The organism is Demequina subtropica, from assembly GCF_000971235.1.
Taxonomy (GTDB): domain Bacteria; phylum Actinomycetota; class Actinomycetes; order Actinomycetales; family Demequinaceae; genus Demequina; species Demequina subtropica.
Map to the genome: position 1 here is coordinate 19,209 of NZ_BBMB01000016.1, position 23,175 is coordinate 42,383.

Here is a 23,175-nt window from a genome sequence, read left to right on the forward strand (position 1 = left end):
ATCTTCGGCGTGGGTGGGTCAGGCGGCGCCCTGCTCCTCGATGCGGCCCTCGTAGGCCGGCATGGCGCGCTCGAGCACCGTCTCGCGGGTGACCGTCACGCGCGCGATGTCGTCGCGGCCCGGGACGTCGAACATCGTCTCCTGGAGGACCTCCTCCATGATCGCGCGGAGACCGCGCGCGCCCGTCCCGCGCTCGAGCGCCTGCTCCGCGATCGCGTGGATGGCGTCCGTGTCGAACTCGAGCTCCACGTTGTCGAGCTCGAACATGCGCTGGTACTGCTTGACCAGCGCGTTCTTGGGCTCGGTGAGGATCGACACCATCGCCTCGACGTCGAGCGGGTTCACGGTCGCGATGACCGGCATGCGGCCGATGAACTCAGGGATGAGGCCGAACTTGTGCAGGTCAGCCGGCGTGACCTCGGAGAAGAGGTCGGTGTTGTCCTGCTCCTTCAAGGTGGCCCCGAAGCCGATGCCCTTGCGGCCCACCCGCGAGCTGATGATCTCCTCGAGACCCGCGAACGCGCCTCCGAGGATGAACAGCACGTTGGTGGTGTCGATCTGGATGAACTCCTGGTGGGGGTGCTTGCGACCCCCCTGCGGAGGCACCGAGGCGACCGAGCCCTCGAGGATCTTCAGCAGCGCCTGCTGGACGCCCTCGCCCGAGACGTCGCGCGTGATCGAGGGGTTCTCCGCCTTGCGCGCGACCTTGTCGATCTCGTCGATGTAGATGATGCCGCGCTGGGCCTTGTCGACGTCGTAGTCGGCAGCCTGCAGCAGCTTGAGGAGGATGTTCTCCACGTCCTCGCCCACGTAGCCGGCCTCGGTGAGGGCGGTCGCATCGGCGATCGCGAAGGGCACGTTGAGCATCTTCGCGAGCGTCTGCGCGAGGTACGTCTTGCCCGTTCCGGTGGGGCCGATGAAGAGGACGTTCGACTTCGCGATCTCCACCGCGTCGTCGTCGCCCTTGAGCCGGGTCTCCCCCGCGCGGACGCGCTTGTAGTGGTTGTAGACCGCGACCGACAGCGCGCGCTTCGCGGAGACCTGTCCCACGATGTACTGCTCGAGGAAGTCGAAGATCTCGCGGGGCTTGGGGAGCTCGGTGAGCTCGGCCTCGACCTGCTCGGCGAACTCCTCCTCGATGATCTCGTTGCAGAGCTCGATGCACTCGTCGCAGATGTACACGCCCCCGCCCGCGATGAGCTTGCGCACCTGCTTCTGCGTCTTCCCGCAGAACGAGCACTTGAGCAGATCGCCGCTGTCTGCGGGTCGGTTCATCGTGGGACTCCTCTCACGAACCAGGTCGTGTGCTTCAAGGCTACCTAGGGGCTCTGACACACGGGGGACGGCGCGCCGGGCTCAGTCGACAGCCTCGCAGATACCAGCGCCGATGCGCGAGATCCTTAGCATTTCGTGACCTTCGCGACATCGCCCCGACACGCACGACGGGGCGCCGGCATCACGCCGGCGCCCCGAGTGCTGTCGACAGACCGCGCTACGCCCCCGCGGGACGCACCGCGGTGGTGCCCTTGCGGGACTCGAGGACCTGGTCCACGAGTCCGTACTCCTTGGCCTGCTCGGCCGAGAGGAACGTGTCGCGCTCGATGTCCTCGCGCACCTTCTCGGGGGTCTGACCCGAGTGGAAGGCGAGCGTGTTCTCGAGCCACTCGCGCATGCGGAGCATCTCCTCCGCGTAGATCTCGATGTCCGAGGCCTGCGCACGCGCGCCGCCCTCGATGCGCGGCTGGTGGATCATCACGCGGGCGTTAGGCAGCGCGAGGCGCTTGCCCGGGGTGCCCGCCGCGAGCAGGACCGCGGCCGCCGAGGCCGCCTGGCCCAGGCACACGGTCTGGATCTCGGGCTTGATGTACTGCATCGTGTCGTAGATCGCGGTGAGCGCGGTCTGCGAGCCGCCGGGGCTGTTGATGTACAGCGTGATGAGGCGGTCGGGGTCCTGCGACTCGAGCACGAGCAGCTGGGCCATGACGTCGTCCGCCGAGGCGTCGTCGATCTGCACACCGAGGAAGATGATGCGGTCCTCGAACAGCTTCGCGTACGGGTCCTGGCGCTTGAAGCCGTAGGCCGTGCGCTCCTCGAACTGAGGAAGGATGTAGCGCGACGAGGGGGCGTCGTAGGCCCCGCCGCCGAAGGTGCCGGCCGTGCGTCCGGCCGCCTGGAACGCGCGCTGGATCTCGCTCACGCCTTGCCTCCCTGGGACTTGTCGCCCGCCTCCGCGGCGTGCGTGATGACCTTGTCGACGAACCCGTACTCGAGCGCCTCGTCCGCCGTGAACCAGCGGTCGCGGTCGGCGTCCTTGGTCACCTGCTCCAGCGTCTTGCCGGTCTGCTCGGCCGTCAGCGACGCGAGCACCTTCTTCATGTGCATGATGAGCTCCGCGTTGATGCGGATGTCGGTCGCGGTGCCGTAGATGCCGCCCGAGGGCTGGTGCATCATCACGCGGGCGTGCGGCGTCGCGAAGCGCTTGCCGGGCGCGCCCGAGGAGAGCAGGAACTGCCCCATCGACGCGGCCATACCCATCGCGACGGTCGCGACGTCGGGCTTGATGTACTGCATCGTGTCGTAGATCGCCATGCCCGCGGTGATCGAGCCGCCGGGGCTGTTGATGTACAGGTAGATGTCCTTGTCCGGGTCCTCCGCGGCCAGCAGCATCATCTGAGCGCAGATGGCGTTCGCGTTGTCGTCGCGCACCTCGTCGCCCAGCCAGATGATGCGCTCGCGCAGCAGCCGGTTGAAGATCGAGTCGTTCAGGCCCATCCCGGGCCCTTCGCCTCGCGCCGTGATCTCGTTCACGTGTGTCCTCCTGTCGAGCGTCCAGGTTGACCCTAACGCTCACCGCAGGCCGGACGATGCCGTTCACCCCCTGGTTTCGCTACGGGGTGAACGCGTGTCCCCCTCGGGGCGCTCCCCCATCCCGCGCCGACCCCGGTCACCCTCCGAGCCGATGCACGCATGCGCACGGCGCACTAGCGTCGGAGTGGAGACACGGCCACGCCGGCCGGTCGAGGAGGGCACCATGAGCACCACACCGGAGGACCCGTTCGCGTCGGGCCCGCAGCAACCGCAGCAACCCCAGCAACCCCAGCCGCAGCAGCCGCCGCAGGGCGGACCGCCTCCGCAGCAGCCTCCCCAGCCCCAGCAGCCGCCCCAGTACGCGGTCCCGCCGGGCGGGGTGCCGCCGCAGCAGCCGGCCCCCGCCCCGTACGGCGGGTACGGCGGCTACGGCCCGGTCCCGGGCACGGAGAAGAACTGGATGGGCACGGCGTCCCTGGTGCTGTCGCTCGTGGGCCTGTTCACGTTCATCACCGCGATCGCGGGCATCGTCTTCGGGCACCTGAGCCTCAGCGCCGCCAAGCGCGGCGAGGCCGACAACCGCGGCATGGGCATCGCGGGCCTGGTGATCGGCTACCTCATCGTGGTGCTCGGGATCCTCGCGGCGATCGCGATCTTCGCGATCGCGGGCTGGTTCATCACCGAGTGCGGCGGCGACAACCCCGCGGACTGGTGCCAGAACCTCGACATCGAGGTGAGCACCGCCCCCTGAGCGCGCATCGTCCCCGCGAGGCGTGGGAGACAGCACGAGGCCCCGGCCACCCTCACGGGTGACCGGGGCCTCGTCGCGTCTGCGAGGGTTACTCGGCGGCGGCGTCGGCCGCGGCGGCCTCCTCGGCCTTCTCGTCCTCGATCGAGCCGATGACGTCGGAGAGGTCGACGGCCTTGCCCGCGGTGTCGACCACGGTGGCGCGGCGCAGCGCGAAGGCGGTGGCCTTGGAGCGCGCGACCTCGGAGACCATGGCGGGGATCTGGCCGGCCTGCTCCACCTGCTGGATGAAGGTGCCCGGGTCCATGCCGTACTGGCGCGACGAGTTGATCAGGTAGTCGAGGAGCTCGGGCTGCTCGACCTCGATGTCCAGGTCGTCCGCGAGCTGGTCGAGGAGGATCTGGGTGCGGAGGGCCTTGTGGGCCTCCTCGGTGACCTCGGCGCGGTGCTCGTCGTCCTCGAGGCGGTTCTCGTTCTCGAGGTGGCTGTGGACCTCGTTCTCGATGACCTTCTTGGGGAGCTCGAAGTCGGTGGCCTCCGTGAGCTTCTCGAGGAGCTTCTCGCGGGCCTCCATGGCCTGGTTGTTGACCTTGATCTTCGCGGCCTGCGACTCGAGGTCCTCACGGAGCTCGGCGAGCGTGTCGAACTCCGACGCGAGCTGCGCGAAGTCGTCGTCCGCCTCGGGGAGCTCGCGGGTCTTGACGGCGGTCACCTTGACGGTGATCTGCGCCTTCTCGCCCGCGTGGTCGCCGGCGGCCAGGGGGGCCTCGAACGTGGTCTCCTCGTCGGCGGACAGGCCGGTGATGGCCTCGTCGATGCCCTCGAGCATGTTGCCGGCGCCCACCTGGTAGGAGGTGCCCTGGACGTTGTCGATGGTCTCGTCGCCGATGACGGCGACGAGGTCGAGGGTCACGAAGTCGCCCTCGGCGGCCGGACGGTCGACGCCCACGAGGGTGCCGAAGCGCTCGCGGAGCGCGTCCAGGCGGCCGTCGACGTCCTCGGCCGAGACCTCGATCGGCTCGACCTCGATGGTGAGGTCGGCCACGGCGGGCAGCTCGACCTCGGGGCGGATCTCCACGATCGCGGTGAACTCGAGGCCCTCGTCGCCGTCGACCGAGCCGGGGACCTTGGTGACCTCGACCTCGGGCTGGCCGAAGGGACGGATGCCCGACTCCTTGACCGCCTCGGTGTACCAGCCGGGCAGGCCGTCGTTGACGGCGTGCTCGATGATGGCGCCCTTGCCGACGCGCTGCTCGAGGACCTTCGCGGGCACCTTGCCCTTGCGGAAGCCGGGGATCTGCACCTGCTTGCCCACGTGCTCGTAGGCGTGCTCCATGCTGGGCGCGAGGTCCGCCTCGGAGAGGCTGACCGTCAGCTTGACGGTGGTGGCGTCGATCTTCTCGAGGGCGCTGGTCACTACGTACTCCTGAATATGGGTTGAGGGGCCCGCGGGTGCTCCGTCGGCTCCCGCTGCTCGGGCAACCCTGCAATCGTACGCGCCGCACGCGCACAGGCCAATTCGAGGACGATGCGCGGGCCGCCCTCGCGCGGGCGCGCGCTCCGGGGTTGCCGGGGCGCGCGCCCGCACCTGTCAGGAGAGCGGCTCCCACGGCCCCCACGGGGAGGCGCCGGGAGCCTGGCCCCTGGTCCACCACTTGGCACGCCAGAGCACGCCGTCCGCGTCGACCACCACGTCGCCGCGCGTGAAGATCCGCGTCGCGGTCCACACGGCGACTCCCGACGGCGCGGCGGCGACCTCCTGCCACGGACCGTAGACCGCGCCGGGCTCCTGAGCCCTGGTCCACCAGGTCGCGACCCAGACCGCGCCGTCGTGGCTCACCACGTCGCCCTCGCGGTAGGCGGTACCGGCGCTCCACGCGCCGGGCGCCGCGGCCGCCGCATCGTCGCCGACGACGATGCCGCGCCCGTTGGTCGCGATGTAGACGCGGCCGAAGACGTCGGGGTCGCCCTCGATGTCCGCGCCGATCCACCCCCACTGGTGCTCGTCGTCGTTGATGCGCTCCCACGTGCCGCCGCCGTCGACGGACCGCCACACGCCGCGCTCGCCGTCACGCGAGGCGGCGGTGTAGATCGCGGGCGAGGTCGCGCCGGGCGCCGCCTTGCCGAAGCCGATCGTGTCCGCCTCGTCGAAGCCGGCGACGCGCTTCCACGTGGCACCCGCGTCAGGCGACCGCCACAGCCCGTACGCGCCGTCCTCGTCGCCGCCCGCGAGCCACACCTCGCCCGGCGCGCCGGGCATCGCCGCGAACCGCACGTTGCCCTCGGCGGGGAGCACGGAGCTCGCCGCGACGAATGTGGCGCCCGCATCTGTCGACACGTAGAACGTGCCCTCGGCGAAGCCGTAGAGCAAGCTCGCGTCGACGCGATCGGCCTCGACGCGGGCACCCGTCGGAAGCCCCACGCTCACCTCCCACGTCGCGCCGCCGTCGGCGGAGTAGCGTGCGTCCGCCCCCGCGGGCGCCCACACGAGCGCCTGACCGTCCGCGGCCACCGCGACCGTGCCGGGACCCGAGGCGCCATCCGCCGCCGGCGAGGCGGTCCAGGCCTCCCCCGCATCGTGCGTGACCGCGGTCACGTGCGCGCCCGAGCCGTCGGTGCCGGCCCTGGCGATCGTGCCGTCCGCGAGCCCCGCCGCGTCGACGCTGGTCGCGCCGCCGAAGTAAGGGTCCTGGAAGGTGTCGGTCACCGCGGTGATGTCGTCATGGACGAACCCGCCCAGGTCGAGCATCGCCGACACGAGGTCGACGTCGCCCGCGGGCGCGACGAGGTCCTGGATCGCCGTCTCCTCGATCCCGTCCGCGCCGGGCTCGATGTCGATGACGCCGCCGTCCTCGTCCCAGTCGGTGAGGTTCTCGCTGCGGTAGATGGTCGCGCCCGTGCCGTACATGAGCTCGTCCGGGTTGAAGGGGTCGATCTCCAGCGCGGAGATCATCCAGCCCAGCTTCGGGGTCGGCTCGGCCCACATCGTCGGCTCGCCCACCTGCTTGCCGAAGCGCAGCCACGGGACCTCGTCGATCGACTGGTCGTAGCGGGTCACCAGCGTGCCGCCCGTGCTCCAGTCGTAGTCCCAGATCGGCGACCAGGTCTCGCCCCGGTCCGTGCTGCGGAAGATCAGCACGTCGGGCCACCACTGGATCTGCGACGCGACCATGAGCGTGTCGGGGTCGGTGCGGTCGACGGTGAGGCCGCCGAAGCCGAAGTCGACGCCGACGGGGCGCTGCGGCGGAGTGATGTCCGTCCAGGCGCCGTCGTCGAGGCCGTAGCGCCACACCTGTCCATCGGAGCCGTCGTACGGGCCGGAGGTGTTGCTCGTCGTGAGGTAGAGGTACCTCCCGTCCTCATCGATCACGCCGTGGTGGGGCAGGAACCCGGTGGGCGCGCCCTCGACGGGCGCCCAGGTCTCCCCCGCATCGTCCGAGCGGTAGAGGATGCTGTCGGTGTCCGCGACCGCCGTGAAGACCGTCCGTGTGGGCTCGCCCGGGGAGGACGATGCGGCGTCGAAGGCCGTCCACAGCACGCCGAGGTTCTGCATGAGGTACGAGTTCGCGGACGAGGCGTCCGGCACGAAGTCGCCGGCGTTGGGGAAGGCCTCGACCTGCGAGAAGGTGGCACCCGCATCGGTCGACCGCCACAGACCCTCGCCCGACTCCGCGCCGTAGTAGAGGACGTCGTTGTCGTTCGGGTCGACCTGCAGCCTCTCACCGATGCCGCGGCCGGGCATGTTCCCGCCCACCTTGAAGGGCAGCGGCGTCGCCTCCCAGGTCTCGCCGTAGTCCGCGGAGCGGAGGATCGCTCCGTTGCTCTCGTCCCACTCGTTCGTGTACATGCCGACGGCGGCGTACACGCGCGCCGTGTCGACCGGATCGGTGCCGAGGCTCAGCACGCCCAGGCGGTTCCACTCGTCCCACCCCACGTGGTCGAGCAGGGGGACCCACGTGTCGGTCGCACGGTCGAGCCGGTAGGCGCCGCCGATGTCCGTGCGGGCGTAGACCAGGCCCTCCTCGGTCTGGTTGTAGATGATCCCGGGGACGTAGCCGCCGCCCGAGATCGCGACGTTGGACCAGGTGTAGCCGGGCCCGTCGGCGTCCGCGGCCTGGGCGGCGGGCACCAGCGCCGCGGTGAGGAGGGCGCCTGCGGTGGCGGCGCATGTCGCGGCCGCGGTGAATCTCACGATGAACACTCCTTTGTGTCATTTGAGCCCTTTCCGGGCTGTTCGTGACGTTATCGAAGCGATTCGACGCTCGCAAGAGGGAGCGCCCTGCGAAAGGGAGGAAAGGGAAGACTTTCGGGACGATGCGGACCACGTCGCCCGATGCTCTTGACGGTCCCGCCCAGGAGGCATAGACGTGTCCCTCATGGACTCCGACCGGGGGGCGGCGTTGGCGGCGCTGCTCACAGCGACCTTCCGCGCGACGCGCTCCGCGACGCTCGCCCTGGGCGACCTCAAGGCATCGGCGCCGCGCCACATCCTCGCGACGCTCGACGCCGACGGCCCGATGCGCGTGCGAGACGTCGCCGCGGCCCTTCGCATCGCGCCGCCCTCGGTCGCGCACGCCGCCGAGGCGCTCGAGCACCAGGGCTACGTCGAGCGGTACGCCTCACCCGACTGCGGCGGGTGCACGATGCTCCGGATCACGCCGGACGGCAGCGCCGCCAACCGCGACTGGTACGCGCGCATCGTGGAGGCTCTGGGAGGCGGGCTCGCCGAGGCGAGCGACGAGGACTGGGACGCGGTCGCCCGCACCGCGCGGCTGCTCGCCTCGCTCGACCACGAGTCGATGCGCGCGTCCGCCCCGCCGCATCGGGGACATCGAGGGCCGCGCGCGGTCTGAGGGACCCGCCGCCCGCTACAGGAACTGCAGCGGGTCGAACTCCGCGATCGGGATGATGCGCACGCGCGGCAGCGACTCGTTGAAGGCGTGGACGTCGTACTCGAGGTCGAAGAACTCGAGCCCGTGGCCCTGGAGCTCGATGAACGCGGCGTTGCGGAACTCCACGAAGCCGGCGAGCCCCACGCGGCGACCGTCGAGCAGATCCTCGACCTGGTCGACGAAGTCGCCATCGTTGCTCACCAGCACCACGTCGTCCTCGCGGTCCCGCAGCGCCTCCATGGTGCGCTGGATCGCGATGTCGACCACCTTCTCCCCCGGTCCGCCGGACAGCGGGACGGGGCGGAAGCCGATCGCGAGCAGCGCCTGCACGAACGTCATGGGCAGCTCGTTGTTGGCCGCGAGGAAGAACAGCCCCTGCGTCGGCTGGTCCCAGCGCTCCTGCACGTGACGGAGCACGCGCTCCCAACGAGGGCGCTCCTCGGGGCGGGGGCGGCGGCCGAGAATAGAGGTGCCGAGCGTGGCGTCGATGTTCTCGCCGTCGACGAGCACGTAGGTGACGCGTGAGTCCTTAGCCATGCGCCGAGCCTACGGCCCTCGTAGCCTGTCGGGGTGACCGAGCCGCGCATCGTCCCTGCCCACCTTGTCCCCCGCGCCGACCTCGACGCCGTGATGCGCGAGGGCGGCGACGCGAACTCGTGCCGCTGCCAGTGGTTCAAGCTCTCCCCGGGCGAGTGGAAGGCGACCGGTCGCGAGGCGCGGGACGATGCGCTCGTCGCCCAGGCGGGCTGCGGGCGCCCGGACGCCGCGACCACCTCCGGGCTGGTCGCGTACGTGGACGGCGAGCCGGCCGGCTGGGTCGCGGTCGAGCCGCGCACCGCGTACCCGCGGCTGCGGACGGCGCGCATCCCGTGGTCCGGGCGTGACGAGGACAAGGACGATGCGGGGGTCTGGGCGGTCACGTGCTTCGTGGTGCGGAAGGGGTACCGCGGACGCGGGCTCGCGACGGCTCTCGCTGGTGCGGCGGTGGCTCATGCCCGGTCCTCCGGCGCTGCGGCGGTCGAGGGCTACCCGCGGGTCGAGGGCGGCGACGCGTCCGCGCTTTTCGTGGGGACGCGGTCGCTCTTCGAGGCCGCCGGGCTGCGCGAGGTGTCGCGCCCGACGCCGGGCCGCGCCGTGATGCGGGCGGAGCTGTGATGCTCGTCGCGGCGTGCGTGCTCGCCGGCCTCGCGGCCCTGGTGCACGTGTACATCTTCTGGCTCGAGTCGGTCGCGTGGATGCGCCCGGCGACGCGGCGGGTGTTCGGCATCGAGAGCGAGGACGATGCGCGCGCTACCCGGGCGCTCGCCTTCAACCAGGGCTTCTACAACCTGTTCCTCGCGCTCGTGACGGCCGTGGGCATCGTGCTGCTGCTCGTCGACGAGGGCGCTCCCGGCGCCGCGCTGATCTACGCCGGTTGCGGGTCGATGGTGCTCGCGGCGCTGGTGCTGGTGGCGGGCTCGCGGGCGTACGGCTCCGCGGCCGCGAAGCAGGGGACGCTGCCGCTGCTCGCTCTCGTGGCGCTGACCGCGGCGCTGCTGTGACGGCGCTCAGGCCTCGGCGTACCGGGCCTCGAGCCGCTCCTTCGTCGCGGCGCGCCAGACCTTGAGACCCGCGTCGGCGTTGATCGCAGCGATCCCGACGCCGACGATGATGTCCGGCCAGCCGGAGACCCAGGCGAGCGCGATCGCCGCGGTCGCGAGGATCGCGACGTTCGCGAGCGCGTCGTTCCGCGCGGACAACCAGGCGGCGCGCGCGAGCGACCCACCGTGGTGGCGGTGGCGCGACAGGATCGCGGCCGCCGCGAGGTTGGCGAGCAGCGCGCCGAAGGCGGTCACGGACAGCGGGATGGTCTCGGGACGGCTCGGATCGAGGATCTTCACCACCGCGGTCACGAGCGTGACCGCCGCAGGCACCAGGATGACGACGGCGAGGGCATGCCCCACCCGTGCGCGCCGGCGCAGCGGCCATGCGGCGGCGAAGAAGATCAACATGTTGAGGATCCCGTCCTCGAGGAAGTCGATCGAGTCCGCGACGAGCGCAACCGAGCCGATGAACTGGGAGACGGTGAACTCCACCACCGCGTACGCGAGGTTGATGAGCGCGACCGCGAGCACCGCGCGGCGGAGGGCTGAGACGTCGGACATGAGCCCAGCGTGCCAGGCGGATCGGCGCTCAGGGTGCGGAGGGGGCGGCGTCTGCCGCGTCGGTACGGCCGCCGCGGACAAGCAGCCACAGCGCGAGCCCCGCCTCGGCCGCGAAGCTCACGGCCCATGCCGGGTAGCTGAACGCGGGGCTGTCAGGCAGCAGCATCGCCTGCCCGAACCACCAGGCGACGGCCACTCCGTCGAGAAGGACCAGCCACGCCAGCGCGCGTGGCACGATGCGGCTGCGCAGCAGCAGGACCCCGAGGGGGAACAGCCACGCGCTGAAGAACACCTGCGCCGCGACCACGCCCGTGCTGTGCACCTCGATCGCGACGGCGACGGCGTTGCCTGCCCCAGCGGCGAGCCCGACGGACAGCACGACGAGGCTGGCCGCGTGGACCGCCGCGCCGACGGCGTTGAGGACGAGGAGCAGCAGCGCGAGGCCGCGCCCGGCGGGCCTCAGCACCTCAGCGAGCGCCCAGGCCGCGAGCACGAAGAAGAGCAGGGAGACGAGCGCGATCGCAAGCCCGGCGCGGAACCGCTCCTCGGACGTCGCGATCAGGTCCGCGAGCGCGTCCTCGTTGCTCAGCCCGATGTGGCCGATCTGGTCCGCGAGGAATGCCGCGACGATGAACGCGAGGTAGAAGGCTCCGGCGGTGCGGGCGGTCACGCCGCGACGCGCGGCGGGCCTGGTCGGGATGGACATCACGAACCCCTTGGCTGGCGGGCTCCCCCGCGTTCCAGTCAAGCACTCGACCGCGTCGCCTGCAGGGCTGCCGCCATCCGTCGGGGTGACAGGATTTGAACCTGCGACCCTCTGCTCCCAAAGCAGATGCGCTACCAAGCTGCGCCACACCCCGTTCGCGCCGACGGGCGCGATGTACCTCGCCGCGGCGAGGCTCCGCTACTCTAGTACGCGCCGAGCACGCGTCAGCGACGGTCGGCTTCGCGGGTGTAGCTCAATGGTAGAGCCTCAGTCTTCCAAACTGATGGTGCGGGTTCGATTCCCGTCACCCGCTCGCAGCGACAGGCCCGCTCCGTCAGGAGCGGGCCTTCGTCGTTCCCGGGCGCGGATGCGTCCTGGCGGGACATGAGGGCCGGAATCCCGTCGCATCGGGCCCCCATGTCCCGCCAGGGCGGCGAGGCGGACCGGCCCTACAGCGCCGCCCACGCCTCGCGACGCACCATGACGCGTTCGAGCGCGCCCAGGAACCGCCCGACCGCCTCCGCGTCGATGGTGAGCGGCGGCTTGATCTTGAGGACGTTCTTGTGGTCCCCCGTGGGCTGCACGATCACCCCCTCGAGCAGCAGCGCCTCGCAGATCTCGCGCGCCGCCGCAGGGTCGGGCGCATCGGGCCCGCCCGCCACGACCTCGAGGCCGAGGTACAGCCCCATCCCGTGGACCTCCCCCAACGCGTCGAACCGCGAGCACAGCGCACGCATGCCATCCGCGAGCAGCGCCCCGACCACGCGTGCGTTCTCCTGCAGCCCGTCCTCGTCGAGCACGCGCAGCACGGTCGAGCCGACCACGCAGCTCACCGGGCTGCCTCCCGCGGAGGAGAAGAACGACCCCTCGACCGCGAACGCGTCCGCGATCTCACGCGTGGTGATCACCGCGCCTAGCGGGTGGCCGTTCCCCATCGCCTTCGCCACCGCGATGACATCCGGCACCACGCCCTGCTGCTCGCAGCCCCAGAAGTGCGCACCCAAGCGGCCGTAGCTCACCTGGACCTCGTCCGACACGACCAGGCCGCCGCGCGCCCGCACGGCCGCCGCGAGGCCCGCGAGGTAGCCGTCGGGCAGCAGGATCCCGCCGCCGTTGCCGAAGATCGGCTCGGCGACCAGCCCCGCGAGCGCCGCGCCCGCCTCGTCCAGCGCGGACAGCCTCGCCAGCGCATCGTCGAGGTAGCGCCCGGCCTCGGCACCACGATGCCGCCCCCGGTAGGTGTTGGGCGCGTCGAGCAGATGCACCCAGCCGGGCCGCGAGCCCAGCGCGCCGGGGTTGTCGCCCAGCGACGTCGAGATCGCATCGGCCCCCACGGTCCAGCCGTGATACGCCTCGGTGAGCGCGAGGACGTCCTCCCGCCCGGTCGCGGCGCGCGCGATGCGGATCGCGAGGTCGACCGCCTCCGAGCCGCTGTTGACGAGCAGCACCGTGTCCAGACCCTCCGGCGCCCGCGCGGCGAGCTCCTCGGAGAGCTCGGCGACCGCCGCGTAGTGGAAGCGCGAGTTGGTGTTGAGCCGGCGCAGCTGGCGCGACACCGCGTCCGCGAGGCGCGGCTCGCCGTGCCCGAGGATCGCGACGTTGTTCACCATGTCGAGGTAGCCGCGGCCGTCGGTGTCGAGAAGGTGGTGGCGCCAGCCGCGCTCGATCCGCGGCGGCACGTCGTAGTAGTGCTCCTGCACGGTCGCGAACGACCCGTCGCGCGCCTCCAGGAGGTCGCCCGCGGCGCGACGGGACGATGCTCCGATCGCCCGGCCGAGCAACGGCGTCGGGTTCGGGCACAACTCGAGCCACGCGTCGGCGTGCTCTGGCGTCACGGTCTCCGGGGGAAGCAGCCCCGGGACCACGCACAGCTGTACATGGAACGGCCCGTCGGCCCGCGCGAGCAGGGTGCCCGCGACGATCTCCTGGTCGGCGTCGATCACGGTCGCCACGCGGTCGAGATGCACCGTGAGCCCCGACTCCAGCTCGAGCGCAAGGCCGAGGCGCGACCACCGTGCCGCGTAGCCCGGTCCGGGGCTCCGGATCTCGGTGCCCGCCGGCACCAGCACGTCGATGCCGAGCGCCACGGACCGGGGCACGCGCGCGGTGGCCGCCTCCGGGGTCGCCCGGCGCTCGCCGTGGCGCGTGATGGCCGCTCCTTCGCCGGCCGTGGCGGTGAGCACGTCGCGCTCCCACGAGCGCCACATCCATGCACCCCCGTCCGCGGCGTCGCCGAGCACCGAAAGGTCCACCTCCGGCGCATGCGCGAGCCCCGTCAGCATCGGCGTGAGGCCCGTGAACGTGACCGGCGCCGTCCTTCCGAGCCGCTGCATGAGCAGCAGTTCGGATTCGTCGAACCCGAGCGACAGCGCGCGCTCGAGCATGCGATCCTCGAGCGGGCGACGGACGCGCGCGTAGTCGTTCCCGGGGTCCTCCGCGAGGACCCGCTCCCCCGCCGCCGCGAGCACCACGGCGCGAGAGACCACGAGCGGCCACACGGCGGCGATCTCGGACCTGGTGAGCGGCATCGCGCGGTCGAAGGCCGCGAGCGCCTCGAGCGCGTCGCTCACCGCGGGGCCGTCGTGCTGCAGCAGCCCGCACATGACCACGGCCGCCTCGGCAGCCAGCCACCCCCGGCCCAGGTCGCCGAAGTCGATCACGCCGGAGATCGCGCCGTCAGGACCGACCACCACGTTGTCCGCCGTGAGGTCGCCATGGATCGCCTGCACCCGGAGGGCGTGCCGCACATGGAGAAGCTGCTGCTGGGCCTCGCGCAGGATCACGCCGAGCTCGCCGGCACGGGCCTCACCGAGGTGCGGAGCCGCCTCCTCGAGCACGCGCGCGGCCTCGCGCAGGTCCCAGTCACCGCCGTCCGCGAGTCCGGGATGGTCGAACGATGCGAGCGCCGCGGCCAACCCGCCCGCCGTGGCGCCCAGCGCCGCAGGCAGATCGGCCGGAAGCCGCGCTCCCCGCGCGGGCTCACCCTCGAGGAAGTCGAGCACGCGCACGTGGACGCCCCCGTCGAGCATGACCATGGCCTCGCCGGCCGTGGTGGGATGCACGCGCGGCACGGCGGCCCCCGCCTCGGCGAGATGCGCGAGCGCGGCGCCCTGCGCCTCGAGCTCCTCGCGCGCGATCCCCGGATGCGAGGCCTTGAGCAGCCTGCGCGTCCCGTCCGCGAGGACGAGCAGCACGTTGCGGTCCTCGTTGGACCCGAGGTCGCGGGCGTCGGCGATGGAGAGGCCCCACTCCTGCGCGGCGAGCGCGCGCAGGGCGGCGAGCGTGAGATCGGCGGTCACGAGGCGCATCGTCTCACCCCGCTCGCGGTCCCACGGGGACACGCTCAGAACAGCCCGAGCACCAGCCCCGCGACCCCGAGCCCGACCATGTCATGCGCCGCATCGATGAGCGTGACCGCGGGGCTGCGCACCGCGAAGCCGTTGTGGATCGCATGCGCGCCGCCACGGAACACCAGGCCGATGACCAGGCCCAGGACGAGCCCGCCCGACCAGTCGTCCACGCCGAGCCCGTTCATGAGCATCGCGAGCACGATGACGCCCAGCACGTTGGCGACGATGGTGCCGCCGAAGGCCGCGCCCATGTTCGCGCCGTCCATGAGCTCGTCCGTGACGCCAGCCTTGTCGCGCCAGATCTTCCAGAACCCCGCCGGCGAGTACCACCACCACCCGATCGCGAAGCTCGCGACGAAGGCGATGAGCACCGCCAGCCAGTTCACCCCGTCGAACGTGAACCAGTCCATGACCCCTCCCCGGGTCCACGGGCCGCTTTGCGGCCCCTCAGCGCGAGCGTAGACCTCGACCCGGAGGGCGCGTCAGGCGTGCTCGCCGTCGGGGCCGTGCGTCTCCTCATCGACGTGCTCGGCGGCACCGGCGATATGCGCGAGATCCTGCTCGAGCGCCTTCCGCGTCGCCTTCATGCCCGCACGCCCGAACAGCAGCCACCCGAGGCGCTGGGCCGGCCCCGGATGCGGCGTCTCCGCAGAGAAGTCGCACACCAGCCGCGTGCCGTGCTCGAGCGCCTCGAGCGAGTACGTCGTGACGTACTGCGTGCCGCGCGACTCGGCACGGATCACGGTCTCCGTCGGCGCCTCGGCCGACTCGACCCACATCTCCTCGGTCTCCTCGCGACCCCACATCTTGCGGGTCTCGCGCCAGCGCACGCCCGGCTCGTAGCCCTCGCCCTCGAGCCGCTCGATGGTGAGGATCGCGGGGATCACCTCGGCCGCGTAGTCGAGGTCGGTGATGACCTCCCAGACGCGCTCGACCGCCGCTGCGATCTCACGCTCCACGCGAACGCTGTGCCCGACCATCGTCCATCCCCTCCGCCGGTGTCCCGCCCAGGCTAACGCGACCACCGCGGGCCAGCGCGCCGAGCGTCAGGCGAAGTACCTGGTGAGGTCCCCGATGTCAGCCTTGAGCCGGACGGTGCCGCCCAGCGAGAAGAACGTGACGATGGCCTTGCGCATCGCGCGCTCCGCGAGCGAGGGCTCCGACTGATAGACGTGGAACACCCGCTTGACCAGCGTGCCGCCGTCGACCTCCGTGAGGAACGTCGTGGACGTGAAGGTGCCGTCAGGGCCCACCCGCTCCTGGACGAGCCGCCGGTGCGGGTCCGACGCGACGGTGGTGAGCCGGACCACCCCCGAGTCGCTGGCATGGTCCTTCTCGGTGAACTGCATCACGTGACCGACGGCCCCCGGCACGCCCTCCTCCGTCACCGCCTGCGTGACCATCGAGAACACCTCGACGCGCAGCTCGGGCTCTGTCAGCGCTCGCCACACCTCGCTCGCGGGCGCGGCCACGACGCCCTCGCGCTCGACCGAGACATCCAGCGGCCCCGACATGACGCCTCCCTACGACGGCGGGGTCCGATTCGCCCCGTTCGCACCACCGTAATAGCAGGGACTGCATCACGTCAGCAGGGTTGCCGCATCCGAGGCACGGCGCTAGCCTGACCCCGAAGCCCACGAAAGGTCCGGACGATGAGCATCGAGCGCCGCGCGATCCCCGCGCCCGCCTCTGCCGTCCGCCCGTGCGCTCTCGCTGACACCTGCTGCCGCTGCTGCGGCTGCTGCTGTCTGTAGAGCGCTGGCAAGCGCCGCCCGGCCCGAGGCCGAGCCCCGCCCATCACCAGCGCTCGCCCCGGCATCGTCTGCGATGCCTCTGCGTTGAACCCGGTCACACCCATCTCTCAAGGGAAAGAGAAGCCATGGCTCGCATCTACGAGGACGCCACCGCCCTCATCGGCAACACCCCGCTCGTCAAGATCAACACCCTCACCGAGGGCGTCGACGCCACGGTGCTGGGCAAGCTCGAGTTCTACAACCCGGCCAACTCCGTCAAGGACCGCCTGGGCGTCGCCATCGTCGACGCCGCCGAGGCGGACGGCTCGCTCAAGCCCGGCGGCACCATCGTCGAGGCGACGTCCGGCAACACCGGCATCGCGCTGGCCATGGTGGGCGCGGCGCGCGGCTACAACGTCGTGCTGACGATGCCCGAGACGATGTCGAAGGAGCGCCGCGCGCTGCTGCGCGCGTTCGGCGCCGAGCTCATCCTCACCCCCGGCACCGAGGGCATGCGCGGCGCCGTCGAGGCCGCGAACAAGGTCGCGGAGGAGCGTCCGGGCTCGGTGCTCGCGCGCCAGTTCGCGAACGCCGCCAACCCCGAGATCCACCGCAAGACCACCGCGGTGGAGATCTGGGAGGACACGGACGGCGAGGTCGACATCGTGATCGCGGGCATCGGGACCGGCGGCACCATCACCGGCGTCGGCGAGGTGCTCAAGGAGAAGAAGCCCTCCGTCCAGATCATCGGCGTCGAGCCGGCCGAGTCGCCCATCCTCAACGGCGGCCAGCCGGGCCCCCACAAGATCCAGGGCATCGGCGCGAACTTCGTGCCCGAGATCCTCAACACCGAGATCTACGACGAGATCATCGACGTCGACGCGGAGACCGCCGTCGCGACCGCCCGCGCGGCGGCACGCAAGGAGGGCCTGCTCGTCGGCATCTCGTCCGGCGCGGCCATCCACGCCGCGATCGAGGTCGCGAAGCGGCCCGAGAACGCCGGCAAGACGATCGTCGCGATCATCCCGTCGTTCGGCGAGCGCTACCTGTCCTCGGTCCTCTACTCGGACCTCATGGACTAATCTCCCGCCTTCGTGCGTTCTGCATCCAGTCCCCACCCGGAAGGTACCCAGATGGCATCCGAGATCGGCGTCCTCGCCCGCATGCTCGAGGACATCCGCACGGTCCAGAGACGCGATCCCGCCGCACCCGCGTGGTGGGTCATCGCGGGCTCCTACCAGGGGCTCCACGCCGTCTGGTACCACCGGGTGGCGCACTGGCTGTGGCGCCACCGCGCACGCTCGTACGCGCGGCTCATGTCGCAGTACGCGCGCCGCGTCACGGGGATCGAGATCCATCCGGGCGCGACGCTCGGGAGGCGCGTGTTCATCGACCACGGCATGGGCGTGGTGATCGGCGAGACCGCGGTGGTGGGCAACGACGTCCTGCTGTTCAACGGCATCAACCTGGGCGGCACCACCATGAGCCCCGGCAAGCGCCACCCCACCATCGGCGACCGCGTCGTCATCGGCGCGGGTGCGAAGGTCCTCGGCCCGCTCCGCGTCGGCCCGGACGCCCGCATCGGCGCCAACGCCGTGGTGGTCAAGGACGTCCCCGACGGCGCGACGGCGGTCGGCATCCCCGCCGTCATCCGCAACCACCCCGGAGCGACGGAGGCCTCGACCGCGGCATCGTCCGTCGACTCGGGCGACTCGCACCGTCACCCCGACCCCGATGCGATGCCGGAGCCGGTGCGCGAGCCGGCGATGTACTACATCTAGACCGGGACCTCGAGGGCCCTCGCCATGCGGCGGGGGCCCTCGTCGCGTCCCTAGACTGGAGTCAAACCCCCTCACCACAAGGAGTGTCGATGAAGACGTTCACCATGCCCGGAACAGAGATCACCGCGCCCGCAGTGGTGCTCGGCCTCATGCGCATCGTCGAGAAGTCCGACGAGGAGGTCCGCACGCTGGTCAAGACCGCGATGGACGCGGGCATCGACTTCATGGACCATGCGGACCTCTACGGCCCCCCGTACCACGGCTGCGAGCGTCGCTTCGCAGAGGCGCTCCGCCTCAGCCCGACCGAGCGCGAGGCGCTCACCATCCAGACCAAGTGCGGCATCCGCCAGCCCGGGCCGTACTTCGACTTCTCCTACGAGCACATCCTCGAGTCCGTCGACGGCTCGCTCGCGGCGCTCGGTACCGACTACCTCGACATCCTGCTGCTGCACCGCCCCGACGCGCTCATGGAGCCGGACGAGGTCGCGCGTGCCTTCGACCACCTGCACGCGGCCGGCAAGGTCCGCCACTTCGGCGTCTCGAACCACACGCCCGGGCAGATCGAGCTGCTCAAGCGGAGCGTGCGCCAGCCGCTGGTCGCGAACCAGATCCAGATGTCCGTCACGCACGCGCCGTCGATCGCGTCCGGCGTCGCCATGAACATGGGCGACCTGGACCAGTCGATCGACCGCGACAACGGGATCGTCGACTACTGCCGCCTGAACGACATCACGCTCCAGGCGTGGTCGCCGTTCCAGGCCCGCTTCTTCGACGGCCCGTTCCTGGGCAACCCCAAGTACGCGGAGCTCAACGAGGTGATCGACCGGCTCGCGTGGAAGTACGAGGTGCCGGCCGAGGGCATCGCCGTGGCGTGGCTCACGCGGCACCCGGCGCAGATGCAGGTGGTGCTGGGCACCACCACGCCGTCGCGCGTCGAGGGTGCGGCGAAGGGCGCCGACGTCCACCTGTCGCGCGCCGAGTGGTACGAGATGTTCCGCGCAGCGGGCTACACGGTTCCCTGACCCCACGCACGATGCACGAGGCCCCGGCCGCCGTCATGGCGACCGGGGCCTCGTGCTGTGCCGGGTCCTACGCGGCGAACGAGCGCAGCATCCACGCCGCCTGCTCATGCGCGGCGAGGCGCGCGTTGAACAGGTCCGCCGTCGCGCCATCGCCCGCGTCCTCCGCGACCTCGACGAGCGGACGGATGAGCCGTGCCAGGGTCTCGTGGTCCCGCGCGAGGTTCTCGACCATCGTCATCGCGTCGGTGGTGCGCTCGTTGTCCTTGATCGAGGCGTGCTCCAGGAACTCGGCGTACGAGCCCGGCGCGCCCGAGCCGAGCGCGCGCATCCGCTCCGCGAGGACGTCCGCCGCCGCCCACAGCTCCTGGTACTGCTCCTCGAACAGGAGGTGCAGCGAGCGGAAGTGCGGCCCGGTGACGTTCCAGTGGTAGCCGTGCGACTTGAGGTACAGCGTGAAGGTGTCGGCCAGGACCTGCGCGAGACCTGCGTTGATCGCCTTGAGGTCCTCCGCCTTGATCCCGATCTTGGGGCTCGACTCGGTGGTCCTGACGGGAGTCGTGCTAGCCATGTCTCCTCCTCGGTTGTCTCTTCGCGGAGCCGCAGGAGCGCGGCGCCGTCCAGTCGGGCCAACCGACACGGGCCGTGCCGCATTCCCCGGCACCGGAGCGCGCGGACGACGGAATGGCGCGTATGCCTGATACGTTCCGGAGCCATGGAGCACATCAGCCTCGACCCTCACCGCAAGGCCGCCGCCGAGTCCTGCCCCGCCCCCGTCTTCTCCGACGCCCCGGGTGACGACGAGCTCGCGCTCGCGCTCGCGCGCACCCGACGCGTCGCGATCGTCGGCGCGTCGCCCAACCCGTCGCGCACGAGCTACCAGATCGCGGTGTGGCTCATGGAGCACACGCCGTACGAGCTCTACCTGGTCAACCCCGCCGCCGCCGGCGAGGAGATCCTGGGCCACGGCTTCTACGACTCGCTGAGCGACCTCCCGGTGAAGGTCGACATGGTCGACGTGTTCCGCCGGTCCGAGCACACCCCCGCGATCGCCTCCGAGGCCGTCGCCGCGAACGCCAAGGCGGTGTGGCTCCAGCTGGGCATCAGCCACCCGGAAGCGATGGCGAGCGCGCGCGCCGCCGGGCTGCTCGCCGTCCAGAACCGCTGCATCAAGGTCGAGTACCGCCGCCTCGCGGACCGGATCACCTCGTTCCGCGCGCTCTGACGCGTTCCCGGCGCGCCGCGCCGCCGCCGCGACGCGCATCGTCCCGGGTGACACGATGTCGATATGTCCGTCACGCCCGGGTACAGGCTGGTCTCGCTCACACCGGACCGCGCGAGCGAGATGCTCGCCGTCAACACGTGGGCCTTCACGGGCGACATGCGGCCCGAGGACCTCGAGGCGTACGCGTCCGAGATCCCCTTCTCGCGGACACGGGCGTTCGAGATCGAGGATCCGTCGCACGGCGACGTGGGCACGCTCGCGGGCGTGGCCGCGTCCTACACGTACCGGATGCGTGTGCCGGGCGCGTCGCTCGTGCCCGTCGCGGGGCTCACCTGGGTGGGCGTGCATCCCGGCCATCGGCGACGCGGCCTGCTGCGCGCGATGATGGGCGATCACCTCGCGGATGCTCGCGCGCGCGGTGAGGTCGCGTCCGCGCTGTACGCGGCGGAGACCGGGATCTATCAGCGTTTCGGCTACGGCCTCGCGGCGCGCCAGGTCGACGTGCGGGCGCCGCGCGGCGCATCGCTCCGCCCGGTGGCGGGATCGGACGCGCTCCGCGTGCGCATCGAGGACGCGAGCCTCGAGCGGCATGGCGGCGCGATCGCCACGATCCAGCGCCGCCTTGACCGGCCGGGCACGCCGACCCTCGACCACGAGGAGGCGCTGCGTGCGCGTTTCGCCGACCCCCTCGCGCACCGACGCGGCAGCGAGCGCATGCGCGTGGCCCTGGTCGAGGAGGCCGGCGGCGAGCCGGTCGCGTACGCGTTCTTCCGCCGCGAGGGCAGGTGGGACGACGACGGCAACCCCGGCGGCACCGTGCACACCTGGTCCTTCGGCGCCGCCGGGCCCGCGGCCGCGCATCGCCTGTGGTCCGTGCTGCTCGACCTCGACCTCATGGGCACCGTGAAGGCCGGTCCGCTCGCGCTCGACGACCCCCTGCTGTGGCTGCTCGAGGACCCGCGCTCGGCCCGCGCGCGGGTGCGGGACAACATCTGGCTGCGGATCGTGGACGTGCCCGCGGCCCTCACGGCGCGCGAGTACCTGTGCCCCGTCGACGCCGTGATCCAGGTGACCGATCCGCTGTTCCACGACAACGCGGGCCCGTGGCGCATCACGTCCCGCGACGGCGAGGGCCACGTCGAGGCCGCCCCGGGCGAGGAGCCCGACCTGGTGATCGGCGTGCAGGAGCTCTCGGCCGCGTACCTGGGAGGCGTGAGCCTCGCGGCGCTCGCGGGCGCCGGGCTGATCGAGGAGCGCACGCCGGGCGCGGTGCACGCGCTCGCGGCGGCCTTCGAGTCGACGTCCGCGCCGGTGTGCAACCTGTTCTTCTGATACTCGCGCCTGCGCGTCCCCACCCGTCTGCCAGGTCGTATTCCGTCGGGTGAGCAAGCCCACAGGATTTGGGCCAGCGCAGGGGCCATGTCACGGTGGACGGATGAAGAAGGCAGAGGGATACCGACCGATCTCGATCTCCGACGAGCGTCTCGACGAGTTCTTCGACGTGGTCCAGTGGGCCTTCGTCGGCGAGTGGCTGCGCGAGGACCGGCAGGACTACGTGGACGCCCTCCCGGTCGAGCGCGCCCGCGCGCTCGAGGTGACCGATGCGCGGCGCGGCCGGGTGAGCGAGATCGCCGCCGTGCACGCGAGCTTCGGCACCGAGATGGTCGTGCCTGGTGGGCGCACGGTGCCCACGGCGGGCCTGTCGTGGCTAGGTGTCCACCCCGCGCATCGTCGCCGAGGGCTCATGACCCGCATGATCCACGACCACTTCGAGCGCTCGCTCGCGCGCGGTGAGGCGGTCTCCGTGCTGTACGCGATGGAGGCGCCCATCTATGCGCGGTTCGGCTACGGCATGGGCTCGCAGACCGTGAAGGCCGAGATCCCGCGCGGCGCGAGGATGTGGCCCGTCGATGGCGCCGACGAGCTCACAGTGCGGCTCGAACGCGCGTCCTTCGACGCGCACGACGAGCTGGTCGCCGACCTGCAGGCGCGCCTCGACCGCCCCGGCACCGTCATCAACGCGGTCGGGTCGGGGCGCAACGCGCGGTTCACCGACCCCGTGGGCAACCGCCGTGGCATGGAGAAGTGGCGCCTCGCGATCGTCGAGGACGCGGGCGATCCCGTGGCGTACGCGTTCTTCCGCCGCCACGCACGCTCGTCGGTGGGGATCCACGACGGCGTGTGCCAGGTCCGCGAGCACGGCTCGCTGACCCCCGCGGCGTCCCAGCGACTGTGGCAGACCCTCACGGACTTCGACCTGGTCGAGACGACCATGACGGAGAACCTCGCGACGGACGATCCTCTGCTGCACCAGCTCAAGGACCCTCGCGGCGTGCGCTCCAAGGTCATCGACAACCTGTGGGTGCGCCTGCTCGACGTCCCCACCGCGCTCGAGGCGCGCGACTACCTCCACGACTGCGACGTGGTGGTCGAGCTCGCCGACAAGCATGTGCCCGCGAACTCCGGCGCGTGGCGGATCCGCATCGCCCGCGGCGAGGCGAGCGTCACGCGCACGGACGATGCGCCGGACCTCACGATGGACATCCGCCACCTGTCGCAGTGCTACCTGGGCGGCACGTCGCTCGAGGCGCTCGTGCGTGCGGGTTTGGTTCGCGAGCACACGCCCGGTCAGGCACGCGACCTCGCGACCGCGATGCTCTCCCCCGTCGCGCCGCTGGCGAACTGGGACTTCTAGGGTCCCGGCCTCGCGCGCGGCGCCTCGTGCACCGCGCCTCGCGCGCTAAGAGGTGCTGAGCGCCCGAATCACGC

Annotated in this window: 23 protein-coding genes and 2 tRNA genes; 11 read left to right on the forward strand and 14 right to left on the reverse strand. The window is 71.5% G+C overall.

The window, feature by feature from the left end:
• Positions 1–18 precede the first annotated feature (18 nt).
• The 3 genes from clpX to AOM06_RS13835 form a co-directional block, all read right to left on the reverse strand.
• Positions 19–1,275 carry an ATP-dependent Clp protease ATP-binding subunit ClpX gene (gene clpX, locus AOM06_RS13825; protein WP_062308188.1) on the reverse strand — a complete coding sequence of 419 codons (1,257 nt, stop codon included), beginning with the start codon at positions 1,273–1,275 and terminating at the stop codon, positions 19–21.
• Between the two features lie 217 nt (positions 1,276–1,492).
• A complete protein-coding gene (locus AOM06_RS13830) occupies positions 1,493–2,188 on the reverse strand; it encodes an ATP-dependent Clp protease proteolytic subunit (RefSeq protein ID WP_062308274.1) in 696 nt (231 codons plus the stop codon).
• Between the two features lie 5 nt (positions 2,189–2,193).
• The gene (locus AOM06_RS13835; protein WP_062308271.1) at positions 2,194–2,772 is read right to left on the reverse strand and encodes an ATP-dependent Clp protease proteolytic subunit; all 579 of its coding nucleotides are present in this window, start codon (positions 2,770–2,772) and stop codon (positions 2,194–2,196) included.
• Positions 2,773–3,031: 259 nt separating this feature from the next.
• Here AOM06_RS13835 and AOM06_RS14870 point away from each other — a divergent pair, with 259 nt between their 5' ends.
• Positions 3,032–3,559 carry a DUF4190 domain-containing protein gene (locus AOM06_RS14870; RefSeq protein WP_156163726.1) on the forward strand — a complete coding sequence of 176 codons (528 nt, stop codon included), beginning with the start codon at positions 3,032–3,034 and terminating at the stop codon, positions 3,557–3,559.
• An 88-nt stretch (positions 3,560–3,647) separates the two neighbouring features.
• On the opposite strand, the gene tig is transcribed toward AOM06_RS14870, so the two are convergent.
• Both tig and AOM06_RS13850 read right to left on the reverse strand, forming a co-directional pair.
• Positions 3,648–4,973 (reverse strand): trigger factor, encoded by a 1,326-nt coding sequence (gene tig, locus AOM06_RS13845; protein ID WP_062308199.1) that lies wholly within the window; start codon positions 4,971–4,973, stop codon positions 3,648–3,650.
• 174 nt (positions 4,974–5,147) lie between these two features.
• Positions 5,148–7,748, reverse strand: a complete 2,601-nt coding sequence (locus AOM06_RS13850; RefSeq protein WP_156163727.1) for a carbohydrate-binding protein — start codon at positions 7,746–7,748, stop codon at positions 5,148–5,150.
• Between the two features lie 184 nt (positions 7,749–7,932).
• On the opposite strand from AOM06_RS13850, the gene AOM06_RS13855 reads away from it, so the two are divergent.
• Positions 7,933–8,409 carry a MarR family winged helix-turn-helix transcriptional regulator gene (locus AOM06_RS13855; protein ID WP_062308210.1) on the forward strand — a complete coding sequence of 159 codons (477 nt, stop codon included), beginning with the start codon at positions 7,933–7,935 and terminating at the stop codon, positions 8,407–8,409.
• 15 nt (positions 8,410–8,424) lie between these two features.
• Here AOM06_RS13855 and AOM06_RS13860 read toward each other — a convergent pair whose 3' ends face one another.
• Positions 8,425–8,985, reverse strand: coding sequence for an NYN domain-containing protein (locus AOM06_RS13860; protein WP_062308215.1), 561 nt, complete (start codon positions 8,983–8,985; stop codon positions 8,425–8,427).
• A gap of 33 nt (positions 8,986–9,018) precedes the next feature.
• Here AOM06_RS13860 and AOM06_RS13865 point away from each other — a divergent pair, with 33 nt between their 5' ends.
• Both AOM06_RS13865 and AOM06_RS13870 read left to right on the forward strand, forming a co-directional pair.
• On the forward strand, positions 9,019–9,603 hold the full coding sequence (locus AOM06_RS13865; protein WP_062308219.1) for a GNAT family N-acetyltransferase: 585 nt from the start codon (positions 9,019–9,021) through the stop codon (positions 9,601–9,603).
• The gene (locus AOM06_RS13870; RefSeq protein ID WP_062308223.1) at positions 9,603–9,989 is read left to right on the forward strand and encodes a DUF1304 domain-containing protein; all 387 of its coding nucleotides are present in this window, start codon (positions 9,603–9,605) and stop codon (positions 9,987–9,989) included. The genes AOM06_RS13865 and AOM06_RS13870 overlap by 1 nt, the downstream gene beginning before the upstream one ends.
• Before the next feature lie 6 nt (positions 9,990–9,995).
• Here AOM06_RS13870 and AOM06_RS13875 read toward each other — a convergent pair whose 3' ends face one another.
• The 3 genes from AOM06_RS13875 to AOM06_RS13885 form a co-directional block, all read right to left on the reverse strand.
• Positions 9,996–10,592 carry a cation efflux transmembrane domain-containing protein gene (locus tag AOM06_RS13875; RefSeq protein ID WP_062308224.1) on the reverse strand — a complete coding sequence of 199 codons (597 nt, stop codon included), beginning with the start codon at positions 10,590–10,592 and terminating at the stop codon, positions 9,996–9,998.
• Positions 10,593–10,620: 28 nt separating this feature from the next.
• Positions 10,621–11,298 carry a DUF4386 domain-containing protein gene (locus AOM06_RS13880; RefSeq protein ID WP_062308225.1) on the reverse strand — a complete coding sequence of 226 codons (678 nt, stop codon included), beginning with the start codon at positions 11,296–11,298 and terminating at the stop codon, positions 10,621–10,623.
• An 80-nt stretch (positions 11,299–11,378) separates the two neighbouring features.
• Positions 11,379–11,452 (reverse strand) — tRNA-Pro (locus tag AOM06_RS13885).
• 88 nt (positions 11,453–11,540) lie between these two features.
• Here AOM06_RS13885 and AOM06_RS13890 point away from each other — a divergent pair.
• Positions 11,541–11,611 (forward strand) — tRNA-Gly (locus tag AOM06_RS13890).
• 136 nt (positions 11,612–11,747) lie between these two features.
• On the opposite strand, the gene AOM06_RS13895 is transcribed toward AOM06_RS13890, so the two are convergent.
• From AOM06_RS13895 to AOM06_RS13910, 4 genes are all read right to left on the reverse strand, one after another.
• Positions 11,748–14,597 carry an aminotransferase gene (locus AOM06_RS13895; RefSeq protein WP_169747775.1) on the reverse strand — a complete coding sequence of 950 codons (2,850 nt, stop codon included), beginning with the start codon at positions 14,595–14,597 and terminating at the stop codon, positions 11,748–11,750.
• Between the two features lie 44 nt (positions 14,598–14,641).
• Positions 14,642–15,058 (reverse strand): DUF1761 domain-containing protein, encoded by a 417-nt coding sequence (locus AOM06_RS13900; protein ID WP_062308233.1) that lies wholly within the window; start codon positions 15,056–15,058, stop codon positions 14,642–14,644.
• 72 nt (positions 15,059–15,130) lie between these two features.
• Positions 15,131–15,607, reverse strand: a complete 477-nt coding sequence (locus AOM06_RS13905; protein ID WP_267127770.1) for an SRPBCC family protein — start codon at positions 15,605–15,607, stop codon at positions 15,131–15,133.
• A gap of 87 nt (positions 15,608–15,694) precedes the next feature.
• A complete protein-coding gene (locus AOM06_RS13910) occupies positions 15,695–16,162 on the reverse strand; it encodes an SRPBCC family protein (RefSeq protein WP_062308241.1) in 468 nt (155 codons plus the stop codon).
• Positions 16,163–16,527: 365 nt separating this feature from the next.
• Here AOM06_RS13910 and cysK point away from each other — a divergent pair, with 365 nt between their 5' ends.
• The 3 genes from cysK (at position 16,528) to AOM06_RS13925 (ending at position 19,184) form a co-directional block, all read left to right on the forward strand.
• A complete protein-coding gene (cysK, locus tag AOM06_RS13915; protein ID WP_062308245.1) occupies positions 16,528–17,463 on the forward strand; it encodes a cysteine synthase A in 936 nt (311 codons plus the stop codon).
• Between the two features lie 51 nt (positions 17,464–17,514).
• On the forward strand, positions 17,515–18,162 hold the full coding sequence (gene cysE / locus AOM06_RS13920) for a serine O-acetyltransferase (RefSeq protein ID WP_082105604.1): 648 nt from the start codon (positions 17,515–17,517) through the stop codon (positions 18,160–18,162).
• An 89-nt stretch (positions 18,163–18,251) separates the two neighbouring features.
• Entirely contained in the window at positions 18,252–19,184 is a 933-nt protein-coding gene (locus AOM06_RS13925; RefSeq protein ID WP_062308248.1) for an aldo/keto reductase, read from the forward strand.
• Between the two features lie 67 nt (positions 19,185–19,251).
• Here the strand turns inward: AOM06_RS13925 and AOM06_RS13930 are convergent, their stop codons facing one another.
• The gene (locus tag AOM06_RS13930) at positions 19,252–19,752 is read right to left on the reverse strand and encodes a Dps family protein (protein WP_062308253.1); all 501 of its coding nucleotides are present in this window, start codon (positions 19,750–19,752) and stop codon (positions 19,252–19,254) included.
• A 144-nt stretch (positions 19,753–19,896) separates the two neighbouring features.
• Between AOM06_RS13930 and AOM06_RS13935 the strand changes: the two genes are divergently transcribed.
• The 3 genes from AOM06_RS13935 to AOM06_RS13945 all read left to right on the forward strand — a co-directional run bounded on the left by AOM06_RS13935 (position 19,897) and on the right by AOM06_RS13945 (position 23,101).
• Positions 19,897–20,406: a CoA-binding protein gene (locus tag AOM06_RS13935; RefSeq protein WP_082105605.1), complete on the forward strand. Its 510-nt coding sequence runs from the start codon at positions 19,897–19,899 to the stop codon at positions 20,404–20,406.
• A gap of 63 nt (positions 20,407–20,469) precedes the next feature.
• Positions 20,470–21,738 carry a GNAT family N-acetyltransferase gene (locus tag AOM06_RS13940; protein ID WP_062308256.1) on the forward strand — a complete coding sequence of 423 codons (1,269 nt, stop codon included), beginning with the start codon at positions 20,470–20,472 and terminating at the stop codon, positions 21,736–21,738.
• Between the two features lie 103 nt (positions 21,739–21,841).
• Positions 21,842–23,101: a GNAT family N-acetyltransferase gene (locus AOM06_RS13945; RefSeq protein WP_062308260.1), complete on the forward strand. Its 1,260-nt coding sequence runs from the start codon at positions 21,842–21,844 to the stop codon at positions 23,099–23,101.
• Positions 23,102–23,175 lie beyond the last annotated feature (74 nt).

Excerpts from the sequence above, each read along its gene's own strand:
- clpX (WP_062308188.1), bottom strand. The coding sequence starts at position 1,275 with ATGAACCGACCCGCAGACAGCGGCGATCTGCTCAAGTGCTCGTTCTGC.
- AOM06_RS13835 (WP_062308271.1), bottom strand. The coding sequence starts at position 2,772 with ATGGGCCTGAACGACTCGATCTTCAACCGGCTGCTGCGCGAGCGCATC.
- AOM06_RS14870 (WP_156163726.1), top strand. The coding sequence starts at position 3,032 with ATGAGCACCACACCGGAGGACCCGTTCGCGTCGGGCCCGCAGCAACCG.
- AOM06_RS13855 (WP_062308210.1), top strand. The coding sequence starts at position 7,933 with ATGGACTCCGACCGGGGGGCGGCGTTGGCGGCGCTGCTCACAGCGACC.
- AOM06_RS13860 (WP_062308215.1), bottom strand. The coding sequence starts at position 8,985 with ATGGCTAAGGACTCACGCGTCACCTACGTGCTCGTCGACGGCGAGAAC.
- AOM06_RS13870 (WP_062308223.1), top strand. The coding sequence starts at position 9,603 with ATGCTCGTCGCGGCGTGCGTGCTCGCCGGCCTCGCGGCCCTGGTGCAC.
- AOM06_RS13875 (WP_062308224.1), bottom strand. The coding sequence starts at position 10,592 with ATGTCCGACGTCTCAGCCCTCCGCCGCGCGGTGCTCGCGGTCGCGCTC.
- AOM06_RS13880 (WP_062308225.1), bottom strand. The coding sequence starts at position 11,298 with ATGTCCATCCCGACCAGGCCCGCCGCGCGTCGCGGCGTGACCGCCCGC.
- AOM06_RS13900 (WP_062308233.1), bottom strand. The coding sequence starts at position 15,058 with ATGGACTGGTTCACGTTCGACGGGGTGAACTGGCTGGCGGTGCTCATC.
- AOM06_RS13910 (WP_062308241.1), bottom strand. The coding sequence starts at position 16,162 with ATGTCGGGGCCGCTGGATGTCTCGGTCGAGCGCGAGGGCGTCGTGGCC.
- cysK (WP_062308245.1), top strand. The coding sequence starts at position 16,528 with ATGGCTCGCATCTACGAGGACGCCACCGCCCTCATCGGCAACACCCCG.
- cysE (WP_082105604.1), top strand. The coding sequence starts at position 17,515 with ATGGCATCCGAGATCGGCGTCCTCGCCCGCATGCTCGAGGACATCCGC.
- AOM06_RS13925 (WP_062308248.1), top strand. The coding sequence starts at position 18,252 with ATGAAGACGTTCACCATGCCCGGAACAGAGATCACCGCGCCCGCAGTG.
- AOM06_RS13930 (WP_062308253.1), bottom strand. The coding sequence starts at position 19,752 with ATGGCTAGCACGACTCCCGTCAGGACCACCGAGTCGAGCCCCAAGATC.
- AOM06_RS13935 (WP_082105605.1), top strand. The coding sequence starts at position 19,897 with ATGGAGCACATCAGCCTCGACCCTCACCGCAAGGCCGCCGCCGAGTCC.
- AOM06_RS13940 (WP_062308256.1), top strand. The coding sequence starts at position 20,470 with ATGTCCGTCACGCCCGGGTACAGGCTGGTCTCGCTCACACCGGACCGC.
- AOM06_RS13945 (WP_062308260.1), top strand. The coding sequence starts at position 21,842 with ATGAAGAAGGCAGAGGGATACCGACCGATCTCGATCTCCGACGAGCGT.